The following is a 13,282-nucleotide window of genomic DNA, read 5'->3' as shown; positions in this document are numbered from 1 at the left end:
ACAATTCATGCGATTTTTCGCCTATTTGGGTAAATCCCCTGTTAACGCTAAGGAAATTGGGTGAATTGTGCGTAATGAATAGGCGGTGCTCAGGTCTTCACACTCTCGAGCACTTCCTCAGCGTGTCCCTTCACACGAACCTTGGGCCAGATTCGCTTTATCTTGCCGTCAGGACCGATCAAAAATGTCGAACGGGCGATTCCCATATACGTGCGTCCATACATGTTCTTCTCCACCCAGACGCCGAACGATTCGCAAACGCTGCCGTCCTCGTCCGCTCCGAGCGGAATTTTCAGATCATGCTTGTCCGTAAACTTGCCGTGCTTCGCCAGCGTATCGCGCGACACGCCAAGTATTTCAGCGCCGGCCGCAGCAAAGTCGGCGGCGAGGGCGGAGAAGTCTTTTGCTTCATTCGTGCATCCAGGCGTGTCGTCTTTCGGGTAGAAATAGAGAACGAGGGTCTTGCCCTTGTACGATGATAGCTGCTTTTTGCCGTCTGTCGTCTCGATGGAAAAAGACGGCGCTTTTACGCCCTCAACCAGTGGTTTGCTCATGTAATGCTCCTATGGTGCACATTAACGACTGTGCTTATATCAAAGGCTCTGCAGCCAGGCTGTTCGATATGAGTCGCATGAAGCTTAAGGAGCGTGCCCTTGGTTCGCCAGACCGCCTCGACGGTTATTCTGGAAATACTTGGCGGATTGATCCTGCTCATCATGGTCGTCGCTGGTCTGCTGGCATTTCGGCTGGCGAGCGGGCCGTTGCCCCTCGGCATCTTCAAGGATGATATCGAGCGCGCGCTCGCGCAGGCGCGCAGTGGGCACAATGTAAGTATCGGTGAAGTTTACCTGGAATGGTCTCAGGCTGATCGCCGCGTTCTGGTCAACGCTCGCGACGTCAAATTGTATGATGAAAAAAACGAACTGAGCGCCGAGGCCGCACATGCGGAGCTGGTTCTGTCCGGCTCGTCCCTTGTTCTTGGCAAGGTCGAAGTCCTTACCATGGATCTTGACCAAGGCTGGATCAATGTCGATCAGGTCACTGATACAAAATGGAAAATAGCCGGCGATCCCCTGCCTGAAATCCCAACCGGGCAATTGCCGACAACCCCAGCCGAATGGCTGGCTCGCGCGAACGAAGTGTTGCCACAGCTGCTGGTCGCGCTTCAGCAGACAGAGCCGACCATCGATCTGCAGCGAGCGTCCTTTGACAATTTTGAGGTCCGCGTCAGGGGGCGCGAAGGCGCCAGTCTGCTGACATTGAAAGCGGCCAAAGGCCAAGTGGCGCGCGCCGCAGGCGGAATCGTCCTGTCGGTTTCAGGAAGCGGCGTCGGCGACGGCTTGCCTGCGGGACTTGCCGCCACGCTGGAGACATCCAATTCGGGGCAGCATTTGAAGGCCGAGTTTGCAGTTGCGAAATGGCCACTTGCTGACCTGGCGATCCGGTTCGGAATGAGCAGCGAGCGGTTCGAGGGCCTTCCGGCGAATGTTGTCGTGTCCTTTGATGTCTCCAAGGCCGCAGGCGTGGAGCAGATCATCATCGATGTGGACGCTGGCGCTGGACGTTTGCCGATGGGCAGCAATGGCCTGGCCGTTGACGACCTGAAGCTGAAGGCTGCCTATGCGGCTTCGACTGACACGCTCTCCATCGATGCGCAAACAAGTGGCGCCGGTCCCCTGAAAGGGAACGCGGTATTATCGCTTCAGGACGCGATGAAGGGAGACGGGTTCAGAAAGTTCAATCTTGCGAGCCCTGAGCTCGAACTTGATCTCACCCCTCGGTTCGAGCATCCGATCGCGATCTCTCGGCTGACACTGGCCGGCGAAGTCGACCTTGCGAACTACGCATTTCGGGGCGCGGAATTGACGCTGCAAACCGGCGCCGACACGCTGAAAGCGTCCGGGGCGTTTCAACTGACGCCGGACAAGAAACCCGGCGAACCGCCGATCATTGGCAGTCTTGATTTTGCGTCCGAGGGAGATTTGAGCCGGGAGACTGTGCTGGCTTTCTGGCCCGTTCAGCTCGGCGACGGCGCGCGCCGCTTCGCGGTGAATCGGGTAACCGCCGGTGTCGTTACGTCGGCCGAGGGGCACATCGACCTGCTGCGGGACAGTCTTGCCGAAGGGTACCTTCGTGATGAGAACCTGCAGCTGGATTTCACTGTGCGCGATGCTGCGGTGAGGTTCCTTGACGATCTGCCGGCCGTAGAGAATGCGACCGGGAAGGGTGAACTCACGGGCAACGGGTTCAAGGTTGTCGTCGAGAGCGGCGATTATGGCGGCTGGGTGCTGGACGACGGGGTGGTGGATTTTCCGGCCTTCAATCCGAAGGGGGTGCCCTTCAGGGTATTCGCGAAGGGGCACGGACCGGCCACCAACGTGATGAAGACCCTGGCGGAATCGCGCCTTAAGTCAAAATTCGATCCTGCGCGCCTCACGGGTGATGCAGAGATGACTTTCGAAATGTTCCGCCCGGCGCTGGACGATGTGCCTTATGAGCAGGTCCGCTTCTCGATTCTCGGGACGGTGACTGATGGCGGCCTAAAGAATGCGGCCTTGGGGTTCGATCTCACAAATGGCAAGTTCAACATCAACGGCAATCAGGCCGGGATCACGGTAAGCGGATTTGGTGACCTCGGTCCGTCGCCCGTTCAGTTCACCTGGCGCGATGCGTTCAACGATGGCGAAGCGCCGTCAAACCTCTCCGCGACCGCCGTTGTCACGCCGGATGTCCTGAACCGGTTCGGGCTGCTCGGGCGGGCTTATCTCACCGGTGAAGTGCCGCTGGAGGTACAGGCGCGTCTTAATGATGAGAACCTGCTATCCGCCGATACGTCGCTCGACCTTGGTGAGGCGCGTATCGATCTGTCCGAAATCGGTTGGGTGAAGCCCAAGGGCGTGCCTGCCAAGGCATCCGTCCGTTATGAGAAAGTGGGAGACGACACAAAGTCGACCATCCTGTTCACCACGGAAGACGCGCGGGTCGATGGTGACTATTCGCTGGGCCCTGACTCCAAACTGGTGTCAGCTACGCTGCGGCGGGCCTACCTGAAGAACAAGGCTGACCTCGGCGGCAATGTTGTACGCGCCGCAGGTGGCGGATTAGCGCTGTCGCTGAAGGGCACTTATCTTGATCTTTCCGGCGCCATGTCTGGCTTGGGGGCAGCTGGTGATACGGCCAATAACAGCACAACGCCGCTCACGATTGATGCCGAACTGGATACGCTGACGCTGAGGCCAGGGCTGGATATGCGCAATGCCGTCTTGAAAGCGAAGACGGGGGCAAGCGGTCTCGCCTTCTTCGAAGCCTCCGGGAAGGCCGATGATGGCTCGCCGCTGATGGCGAGATATGATTCTACTGCCCCGGGCGGAGCGACCGTTGACGTCGAGAGTGGCAATGCCGGCTTCATGGCGCAGGCCTTGCTCGGCGCGGACTTTCTGGAAGGCGGCAATCTGGAGCTGAAAGGAAAGTTCACCAAGGATTCCTCGCCGGCCAACTTCGATATTGCGTTGACAAATGTACGTATGCGGAATGCGCCATTCCTGACGCAGATCCTGTCGCTCGCTTCTCTCAGGGGGCTGGCCGATACGCTTAGCGGCGAAGGCGTTCTTTTCTCGCGTATCGACATCCCCCTCAAGATCGCTGATGGCCGTTATATCGTGACTGGCGCAAAGGCGCAGGGGCCGGCACTTGGGCTGACCTCCAGCGGCTATGTCGAGAGCAAGACCGGCGGCATTGAGTTTGATGGCGTCTTGGTGCCGAGTTTCGGTTTGAACTCAGCGCTTGGCCAGATCCCGATCATTGGCGACCTCGTCGTGGGGCGTGACGGGGAGGGCGTTTTCTCGCTGACCTATTCCGTGAACGGCACGCTTGAAAAAGCTAACGTCTCGGTAAACCCGTTGTCTGCGCTTGCGCCGGGCGTCATCCGCCGGATTTTCGAAAACCCGGCGGACACAAGTATTCCCGAGGCCAAACCGCGCACGCCTGACGAGCCTATTCCGTCAGAATTGCCGCCGATCCCCGAAGAAAGCTTCAAATAGATCAGGCCTAACTGATCTTCAGCAGCGCATGACGCTTCTTGCCGGCTGACAATTTGATAGCCCCATCGACCAGATCTGCCGCGCTGAGCGTGCCGTTCTGGTCGCTGACCAGGACGTCGTTCACCTTTGCGGCTCCTTGCTTGATTAGGCGACGCGCTTCTCCGTTTGACCCGGCAAGTCCTGCAGCAGCGAACGCCGCAGCAACGAGCATGCCCGCCTCGAGTTCGGCCTTTGGCACTTCGACTGTTGGCAGCGCGTCCGCTGAGGCGCCGTCGCCGAAAACCGCTGAAGCAGCGGCTTCCGATTCCGCCGCGACGTCTGCGCCATGGAGCAGTGTCGTCGCGGCATTCGCGAGCGCAATCTTCGCTTTGTTGATATCGGCGCCCTCGAGCTTTTCGAGCTCTTCAATCTCAGCGACATTAAGATCTGTGAATAGTCGCAGGAACCGGCCCACATCCGCATCCTCAGTATTGCGCCAGAACTGCCAGTATTCGTAGGGGCTCTTCCGGTCGGCATTCAGCCAGACAGCGCCATCCGCCGTCTTGCCCATTTTGCCGCCTGACGCCGTGGTGATGAGGTGAGAGGTTAAGCCATAGGCTTCACCGCCCGCGACGCGCCGGGTGAGCTCGACACCGTTGATAATATTCCCCCACTGGTCCGATCCGCCAAGTTGGAGGCGGACGCCGTGACGCCTGTACAGCTCAAGGAAATCGTATGCCTGCAGCAGCATGTAGTTGAACTCGAGGAACGTATAAGGCTGCTCGTTGCGCAGTCGGCGGTCGACCGTTTCCTGCTTGATCATCGTGTTGATCGTGAAGTGCACGCCGTAGTCGCGCAGGAACTCGACATAGCCGATCTTCGACAGCCAATCGTCATTGTTGACCATGATGGCATCGGTTGGGCCGTCGCCGAACGTGAGGAAGGGCTCAAACACCCTCTTGATGCTTGCCATGTTGGAGGCGATCTGCTCGTCCGTCAGGAGGGGGCGCGATTTTTCCTTATCGGTGGGGTCGCCGACCTTGGTGGTGCCGCCGCCCATGAGAACGACGGGTTTGCCGCCGCAACGCTGGAAATGGTGCAGCATCATGATCTGGAGGAGGGAGCCGACGTGCAGGCTGTCTGCCGTTGCGTCGAAGCCGATATAGCAGACCGGAATGCCTGAAGCGCAATAGGCGTCGAGTTCAGTCGGGTGCGTCATCTGCTTGATGAAGCCGCGTGAATCGAGGGTTTTCAGGAATTCCGACTTGTATTCGGTCATTGTCTCGTGTCTCCGTAAGCGCAGGCGCGTAACACGGAAAGCGGGACTCTTGAACCATCCAATTCACGATCAGGGGCCGCAATGGGTGGCGGGGTTTATGTCGGGAACCTCACTGGATGCAACAGATGCGGCGCTGATCCTGACGGATGGAGAGCGGGTACTGGAGTTCGGGCCGGTCGCAGAACGCAAATATACGGTGCGCGAGCGGCAGGCCTTGCAGGACGCGACGGATGCTGCGCGGGCCTGGAACTGGACAGGTACGGCGCCCGACGACGCGTTTGAAGGGGCACGGAAGGTGATTACCGAGACCCATGCCGAGGCCTTCGAGATGCTGCGGGATGGGGCGGGACGGGGTATTCCTGGACCGTTGGCGGGTATTCACGGGCAAACCGTGCTCCATCGGCGGCCCAGACCTGGGCAAGTCGGGGCCACTTTGCAGCTGATTGATGCGATCGCGCTTCAGAAGGCGCTGGGCGTGACGTTAGCCTATGATTTCCGGACGGCGGATGTGGCTGCAGGCGGGCAGGGCGCGCCACTGGCGCCAGCCTATCATGGTGCACTGCTGGAGCGCGCCGGGGATGGCGCGAGCGCGGTGCTGAACCTCGGCGGGGTGGCAAACATTACGGCGCGAATGGCGGACGGCACGCTGTTTGCGTTTGATACCGGACCGGCGAATGGGCCAATCGATGAGTGGATCGAGGGGCATGGCAAGGGCACCCATGACGTGGGCGGCGCCTATGCGGCGGCAGGACGGGTTCACGAGGGGCTTTTGGCACAGTTGATGGACCATGACTGGTTTCAGGAAGTGCCGCCAAAGTCACTGGATCGCTATGACTTCAATGCCAATATGGCGCGGGGACTGACACTTGAGGACGGTGCGGCGACGCTGACGGCCTTTTCGGCCCGCGCAGTCGCAGCAGGCGTCGCGCAGCTGCCCGATATGCCGGAGCGGGTAATCGCGTGTGGGGGTGGGCGGCATAATCCGGCGCTGATGGCGGCGCTGGCGGAGGCGCTGCCGTGCCCTGTTCTGAGCGCAGAAGAGGCTGGCTGGCGCGGGGATTCGATTGAGGCGGAGGCGTTTGCCTTCCTGGCGGCGCGGACTGTGCGCGGCTTGCCGATCAGCTGGCCGACGACAACGGGCGTTCCGGCCGCCATGACGGGCGGCCGGGTGCTCGGTTAGTCTTTTTCAGCTTCGATGCGGAGTTTTTCTTCAGCATCTTCAAGGCGCTGCAGCAGGTATTGCTCGCAGAGGCCGATCAGCTCGTCGCGCTTGTCGACGTAGAAGTGGTTTGCGCCTTTGACGCGGGCGCGTTCGATGACTTCGCCCTTCTGGACGCGCACCTTGGTGAGAGCACGCTCAATGTCTTCCGGGCTCGCGATGGCGTCATTGTCACCATTCACGATCAGGCCGGAGGCCGGGCAGGGCGCCAGGAATGACAGGTCATAGTGGTTGGCCGGGGGTGAAATGGCGAGGAAGCCATCGATTTCCGGGCGGCGCATCAGGAGTTGGAGCGTGATCCAGGCGCCAAAGCTGTAGCCGGCACACCAGACGTAGCGAGGGCTTTCGCTGAGGTTCTCGATATAGTCGAGGACGTAGGCGGCGTCTTCAAGTTCGCCGATGCCTTGGTCATAGACACCCTGGCTGCGGCCGACGCCGCGGGAATTGTAGCGCAGGACGCCAAAACCGTGACGCTCGAACATTTGGTAGAGCATGATCGAGATGGGGTCCTGCATCGTTCCGCCCGCTTTGGGGTGGGGGTGAAGGACAAGCGCAATAGGTGCGCCAGGAAGCGGCGGCTCTGTGTAGCGCGCTTCGATACGGCCCTGTGGGCCCGGAATGATCAGTTCTGCCATGACACCCTCGGTTTAAATCTCTTGTAAGGGCGCGGTCATAAGCCAAATGGACTGCGAAATGCAAATTTTTCTGCAGGTGCACTGTGGGGCTGGAGCGAGTATACCTGAATCCATGATTTATGCTGACCACAATGCGACGGCCCCGATGCGCCCTGAAGCGCGGGAAGCCATGCTGGCGGCGCTCGACCTGGGCGCGACGAACCCCTCCTCGGTGCACACCAAGGGGCGGGCGGCGCGCGCGGTCGTGGAAACGGCGCGTATGCAGGTGGGCGGCGCCATCGGTAGCCGGGCTGCTGATGTGATCTTCACGGGTGGCGGCACGGAATCGGATGCGCTGGCTCTGCAGGGCGTCGTCGATGCGCTTGAAGGGCGTTGCACCTTGATTGTCTCGGCGATTGAGCATGAGGCGATTACAAAGTCTGCGGCACATTCCGGTGCGCCGGTTCAGACGGCCTATGTGACGGCAGCCGGGATAGTGGACGTGGAAGACCTGCGCGCGCGGATGGCGGACTGGGATACTGAAGCGCATGGGACGCCTGTGCTGTGCCTGATGCTGGCTAATAATGAGACGGGGATCATCCAGCCTGTCGCCGAAGCGGCTGCCATTGTGCGGGAGGCGGGTGGCCTCACGATCTGTGATGCGGTGCAGGCCTTGGGCAAGATTCCGGTCAATGTGGGCCTGTTGGGCGTCGATTACCTGTCTGTTTCAGCCCATAAGATCGGTGGGCCGCAGGGCGTTGGCGCCTTGTGGCATCGGGCTGGGGCACCGCTGAAAGCCATTCTCTATGGGGGCGGGCAAGAACGGTCCTTGCGGTCAGGCACGGAGAATGTGGCTGGAATTGCGGGTTTTGGCGCGGCCGTTGAAGCGGCCGTTCGTGATTTGCCGAAATATGCGGCGCTGGGGAAGCATCGTGATGCGATGGAAGCGCGGCTGAAAGCCGAGGGCGATGCGGTCGTGATCGGCGAAGAAAGCCCTCGCTTGGCCGGAACGTCGAACTTCGCGCGCGCTGGCTTTCGGGCTGAAACGCAGGTCATGGCGCTGGATCTGGCGGGCGTGTGTGTCTCTGCAGGTTCCGCTTGCTCTTCGGGCAAGGTCAAGCGATCCCTCGTGTTGATGGCCATGGGTGCATCTGACGCCCTTGCGGAATCAGCGATACGCACCAGCTTTGGATGGAATAGCGAACCCGCCGATTTTGACGGCGTGGCGAATGCCTGGCTTGAAGCAGCCCGGCGAACGGTTTTGAAGGAGAAGGTGTGATGGACTGCTGCGGCGGCACCACCGAGCACGAAGACGACTGCGGAGAAGTCAAGGTCAAGGATAGTATCGACGCGAAAACCGTCGAGGCTGCCAAGGCCTTGGAATCCGAGAACTATTCGGCGGGTTTCTCCACAACGATCGAGACCGATTTTGCGCCGAAGGGGCTTTCGGAGGACACGATCCGTTATATTTCGGCGGCCAAGAACGAGCCCGAATGGCTGCTCGAATGGCGCCTGAAAGCGTACCAACGCTGGCTGACCATGGAAGAGCCGAGCTGGGCGATGGTTCGCTATCCCAAAATCGACTACCAGGCCTATTACTATTACGCGGCGCCGAAAGCCGGGGCGAAATATGCCTCGATTGACGATGTGCCGAAGGAAATCCTTGAAACATACGAGAAGCTGGGCATCCCGCTTCGCGAGGCTGAAGTGCTTCTCGGCGTGGAAGGCGCGGTCGAGACCGCTGCCGAGGGGCGCGAGAAGCCGCGTGTGGCCGTTGATGCCGTGTTTGACTCGGTTTCGGTGGCGACGACGTTCCGCAAGGAGCTTCAGAAGGCCGGCGTGATCTTCATGTCTATCTCCGAGGCCGTGCACGAATATCCGGACCTGGTGAAGAAGTATCTGGGCACTGTGGTGCCCCAATCCGACAATTTCTTTGCGACGCTGAACAGTGCGGTGTTTTCGGACGGGACCTTTGTTTACATCCCCAAGGGCGTGCGCTGCCCGATGGAGCTTTCGACCTATTTCCGCATGAATGCCGAGAATACGGGCCAGTTCGAGCGGACTTTGATTGTTGCCGATGAGGCGGCCTATGTGTCGTACCTTGAAGGCTGTACGGCGCCGATGCGCGACGAGAACCAGCTGCACGCAGCGGTCGTCGAACTGGTCGCGCTGGAAGACGCCGAGATCAAGTATTCGACGGTTCAGAACTGGTGGCCGGGCGACGAGGACGGCAAGGGCGGCATCTTCAATTTCGTGACCAAGCGCGGCGATTGCCGGGGCGACCGGTCGAAGATTTCATGGACGCAGGTGGAAACTGGCTCGGCCGTGACGTGGAAATACCCGTCCTGCATCCTTCGCGGCGACGACAGCGTCGGTGAGTTCTACTCGATCGCAGTTACCAATGGACGCCAGCAGGCCGATACGGGCACGAAGATGATCCATCTCGGCAAGCGCACGAAGAGCCGGATCATTTCCAAGGGGATTTCGGCGGGTAAATCTGACAATACCTATCGCGGGCTCGTTTCGGTGAACCGGAAAGCCGTGAATGCACGCAATTTCACCCAGTGTGACTCGCTGTTGATCGGCGAGAAGTGCGGCGCGCACACGATTCCCTATGTCGAAAACCGCTGCGCAAGTGCGCAGCTTGAGCATGAGGCGACGACGACGAAACTGTCGGAAGACCAGCTGTTCTATGCCCGCCAGCGCGGGATTGCCGAAGAAGACGCCGTGGCGCTACTGGTGAACGGTTTCGTACGTGATGTGCTGCAGCACCTGCCGATGGAATTTGCTGTTGAGGCGCAAAGCCTGCTGAAAGTGAGCCTGGAAGGCAGTGTCGGGTAGGCATCTGGCCGAAAACGGCTGGATTCAGCCGGTTCGACACATGGTGTTTCTCTGTCGCGGGGGCTTTCCCTTGGGGGCCGGGCAGCTTACATGCGCCCTATGTTGAAAATTACAGACCTGAGCGCCACGGTAGGCGAAGATTCCGAAGCCAAGACCATCCTCAATGGCCTGTCGCTGGACGTGCCTGCGGGCGAGGTCCATGCGATCATGGGACCAAACGGGGCAGGTAAGTCGACCTTGTCTTACGTGCTGACGGGCCGGAGCGGTTATGAAGTGACCGGCGGCAGCGCCACGCTCAATGGCGAGGACATTCTGGGCATGGACCCGGAAGAGCGCGCGGCCAAGGGCATGTTCCTGTCCTTCCAGTATCCGGTAGAGATTCCCGGCGTTCCGGTGATGACCTTTGTGCGCACGGCCATGAATGCCCAGCGCAAGGCGCGCGGCGAGGCCGAGATTTCCGCTCCTGACTTTATCAAGAAGTCGCGCGACGTGGCCAAGATGCTGAACCTTGATGCCGAGATGCTGAAGCGGCCGGTGAATGTCGGCTTCTCGGGCGGCGAGAAAAAGCGGCTCGAGATTTACCAGATGATGATGCTGGAGCCGAAATTCCTGATCCTCGACGAGACGGACAGTGGCCTCGACATTGATGCGCTGAAGACTGTGGCCGATGGCGTGAATGCGATGCGCGACCCTTCGCGCGGCATGCTGGTGATCACGCATTATCAGCGCCTGCTCGACTATATCAAACCAGACAAGGTGCACGTGCTGGCCAAGGGCCGGATCATCAAGACGGGCGAGGCCGACCTTGCGTTGCGCCTCGAAAAAGAAGGCTATGACGGAGTTCTGGGAGAGGCGGCGTGACCACCGCCCTGCGTGACTTCATCAAGAACCCGACGCCAGCCGAGCTGGAGCTGGTTGCACGCTACGGCATGCAGCCGGAAGATGCGCGCCGCGAGCGGGCTTTTCTCGCATTTGCCGAAACGGGCCTGCCGCATCGGCGGATGGAGGCCTGGACGTGGACTGACTTCAAGGCGGCGCTGAAGGCCCTTGAGACGCCTGCGGCGGCTTCTGCGAAAGATCCGTTGCCGGATGATGGCGCGCTCGTGTTTCGCTTCACGCCCAAGGGTTTTGAGGCGCCGCCCAAGCTGCCGGATGGCATACGTATGGTGGTGCAGCCGGGCGTGCAGGCTTTTCCGGGAGCAGAAGATGTGCCCATGGGCGCATTGGCTGCAGCGCTGGCGGGCGGCGGCAAGCGGCCGGCGACGCTGGCATTTGAAATTACGTCAAGCGACGCACCGCGTCTGCACTTTGTGTTTGAAGGCGCGGGCGAAGCGAGCTTTGCGCGGATCGTCTTCCTGGTGAGGTCCGGCGCTTCGCTGACTTTGACGGAGAGTTATCTTGGTGGTGCGGGCCTGACGGCTTCTGTGCTTGAGTTTGATCTTGAGCAGGGCGCCAAGCTCAACCGCACGATCTTCCAGCGCGGCGGGGCAGACGAGGCGCTGGCCGTGACCGGCATCGCGCACCTCGGTGCAGAAGCCGAGATGACACAGACGACGCTGGCATTCGGCGCAAAAGTTGCGCGGATGGAAACGCGGGTTGTGCATCAGGCGTCAGGTTCGAAACTGAATCTCAATGCCGCCTACCTTTCCGGCAAGGGCTTCCACGCTGACATTACGACCAATGTGCGCCACGGTGCGCCATCTTGCGTGACACGGCAACTAACCAAGGGCGCCGTGCTCGATGGCGGCACGGGCGTATTCCAGGGCAAGTTCTTTGTACCGCGCAAGACGGGGCAGCACACGGATGCTGATATGCAGCACCAAGCATTGTTGCTAGAAGACGGTGCGCAGGTGTTCGCCAAGCCTGAGCTGGAAATCTATGCCGATGACGTAGAGTGCGCGCATGGCAATACGTGCGGCGCCTTGGACGATGCGCAGATGTTCTACCTGCGCCAGCGCGGCATTCCCGAGACGCAGGCGCGGGCGATGTTGACGGAAGCATTTATTGCCGAGGCGCTGGGCATGGCAGATGAGGCCGTACGCGATGTGTTGCTGGCTGAGGCGCAGAACTGGCTCTCGTCATGACGCGGCCGTTTGATGTGTCCGAGATACGCAAGGAATTTCCGATCCTGTCGCGGCAGGTGAACGGCAAGCCGCTCGTTTACCTGGATAATGCGGCGAGTGCGCAGAAGCCGAACGCTGTGATCGACGCGATCGCGAACCAGAGCCGCACGGCCTATGCGAACGTTCACCGAGGCATCCACACGCTATCGAACGAGACGACGGAGGCCTACGAAGCCGGGCGTGAAGCCGCGCGTGGTTTCTTGAACGCGCCCGACACACACGGCATCATTTTCACGAAGGGCGCGACCGAGGGGATCAACCTCGTGGCATCGGCGCTGGCGGGAACGATCCAGCCAGGCGACGAGATCGTTCTGTCGGTGATGGAGCACCATTCGAACATCGTGCCGTGGCATTTCCTGCGTGAGAGGCATGGCGCCGTTCTGCGCTGGGTGGGGCTGCACGCGGATGGCTCGCTGGATATGGACGCGCTGCGTGGCGCTGTCGGTCCTAAAACTCGCATGGTGGCGATCAGCCATATGAGCAACGTGCTGGGCACTGTGAATGATGTCGCGGAAGTCGGACGCATCGCACATGCCGCTGGGGCGCGCGTGCTTTTGGATGGGTGCCAGTCCGCTGTCCATATGGGCGTCGATGTACAGGCGCTTGATTGCGACTGGTTCGTTTTTTCAGGGCACAAGCTGTACGGGCCGACAGGGATCGGCATCCTCTATGGCAAGGCCGACGCGCTGGCCGAGGCGCGGCCCTATCAGGGCGGCGGCGAGATGATCGAGACGGTCAGCATGGACCGGATCACGTACAATGAAGCGCCGCACAAGTTCGAGGCCGGTACGCCGCCGATACTCGAGGCGATCGGGCTTGGCGCGGCGATTGGCTGGTATAGGCAGTTTGATCAGGCCGAGATCGAGGCGCATGAGCATGCTTTGTACCAGCGTGCGCTTGAGGGTCTGCGCGGCATCAACGGACTGCGAATCCATGGTGAGGCGCCCGGCAAGGGGGCGGTATTGGCTTTTAGCCTTGAGGGTGCGCATCCGCATGACCTCGCCCAGATACTCGACCGCTATGGCGTAGCGATCCGTGCAGGTCACCATTGCGCCCAGCCATTAATGACCCATCTAGGTGTTAGTGCTACGGCACGTGCGAGCTTTGGAATCTACAATACAGAGGCCGAAGTGGACGTATTCATTGAGGCGCTGGAAAAAGCGCGCGGAATGCTGGTATAGAAGGTC

10 protein-coding genes are annotated in these 13,282 nt (G+C 60.3%); 7 read left to right on the top strand and 3 right to left on the bottom strand.

Annotated features, from left to right (window positions below):
- Positions 1 to 89 precede the first annotated feature (89 nt).
- Positions 90 to 554, bottom strand: a complete 465-nt coding sequence (locus V7651_RS16620) for a peroxiredoxin (protein ID WP_035540407.1) — start codon at positions 552 to 554, stop codon at positions 90 to 92.
- 99 nt (positions 555 to 653) lie between these two features.
- On the opposite strand from V7651_RS16620, the gene V7651_RS16615 reads away from it, so the two are divergent.
- Positions 654 to 4,040, top strand: coding sequence for a YhdP family protein (locus V7651_RS16615; RefSeq protein ID WP_335613809.1), 3,387 nt, complete (start codon positions 654 to 656; stop codon positions 4,038 to 4,040).
- A 7-nt stretch (positions 4,041 to 4,047) separates the two neighbouring features.
- On the opposite strand, the gene tyrS is transcribed toward V7651_RS16615, so the two are convergent.
- Positions 4,048 to 5,298, bottom strand: coding sequence for a tyrosine--tRNA ligase (tyrS, locus tag V7651_RS16610; RefSeq protein ID WP_335613808.1), 1,251 nt, complete (start codon positions 5,296 to 5,298; stop codon positions 4,048 to 4,050).
- A gap of 85 nt (positions 5,299 to 5,383) precedes the next feature.
- Between tyrS and V7651_RS16605 the strand changes: the two genes are divergently transcribed.
- Positions 5,384 to 6,478 carry an anhydro-N-acetylmuramic acid kinase gene (locus V7651_RS16605; protein ID WP_335613877.1) on the top strand — a complete coding sequence of 365 codons (1,095 nt, stop codon included), beginning with the start codon at positions 5,384 to 5,386 and terminating at the stop codon, positions 6,476 to 6,478.
- On the opposite strand, the gene V7651_RS16600 is transcribed toward V7651_RS16605, so the two are convergent.
- Positions 6,475 to 7,152, bottom strand: a complete 678-nt coding sequence (locus V7651_RS16600; RefSeq protein ID WP_034742076.1) for an alpha/beta hydrolase — start codon at positions 7,150 to 7,152, stop codon at positions 6,475 to 6,477. The two genes, V7651_RS16605 and V7651_RS16600, sit on opposite strands and share 4 nt — an antisense overlap.
- A gap of 112 nt (positions 7,153 to 7,264) precedes the next feature.
- Between V7651_RS16600 and V7651_RS16595 the strand changes: the two genes are divergently transcribed.
- From V7651_RS16595 to V7651_RS16575, 5 genes are all read left to right on the top strand, one after another.
- Complete coding sequence (locus tag V7651_RS16595; protein WP_335613807.1) at positions 7,265 to 8,410, top strand: cysteine desulfurase family protein; 1,146 nt, start codon at positions 7,265 to 7,267, stop codon at positions 8,408 to 8,410.
- Positions 8,410 to 9,972 carry a Fe-S cluster assembly protein SufB gene (sufB, locus tag V7651_RS16590; RefSeq protein ID WP_335613806.1) on the top strand — a complete coding sequence of 521 codons (1,563 nt, stop codon included), beginning with the start codon at positions 8,410 to 8,412 and terminating at the stop codon, positions 9,970 to 9,972. Before V7651_RS16595 ends, sufB begins: the two co-directional genes overlap by 1 nt.
- Positions 9,973 to 10,071: 99 nt before the next feature.
- Positions 10,072 to 10,833 carry a Fe-S cluster assembly ATPase SufC gene (gene sufC, locus V7651_RS16585; protein WP_035540419.1) on the top strand — a complete coding sequence of 254 codons (762 nt, stop codon included), beginning with the start codon at positions 10,072 to 10,074 and terminating at the stop codon, positions 10,831 to 10,833.
- On the top strand, positions 10,830 to 12,056 hold the full coding sequence (locus V7651_RS16580) for a SufB/SufD family protein (RefSeq protein ID WP_335613805.1): 1,227 nt from the start codon (positions 10,830 to 10,832) through the stop codon (positions 12,054 to 12,056). The genes sufC and V7651_RS16580 overlap by 4 nt, the downstream gene beginning before the upstream one ends.
- Positions 12,053 to 13,276, top strand: coding sequence for an aminotransferase class V-fold PLP-dependent enzyme (locus V7651_RS16575; protein ID WP_335613804.1), 1,224 nt, complete (start codon positions 12,053 to 12,055; stop codon positions 13,274 to 13,276). The genes V7651_RS16580 and V7651_RS16575 overlap by 4 nt, the downstream gene beginning before the upstream one ends.
- The last annotated feature ends 6 nt before the right edge of the window (positions 13,277 to 13,282 follow it).

It is taken from the genome of Hyphomonas oceanitis, assembly GCF_036964545.1.
In the GTDB taxonomy this organism is placed as follows: Bacteria; Pseudomonadota; Alphaproteobacteria; order Caulobacterales; family Hyphomonadaceae; genus Hyphomonas; species Hyphomonas oceanitis.
This window is presented reverse-complemented; position numbering and strand designations above follow the sequence as displayed.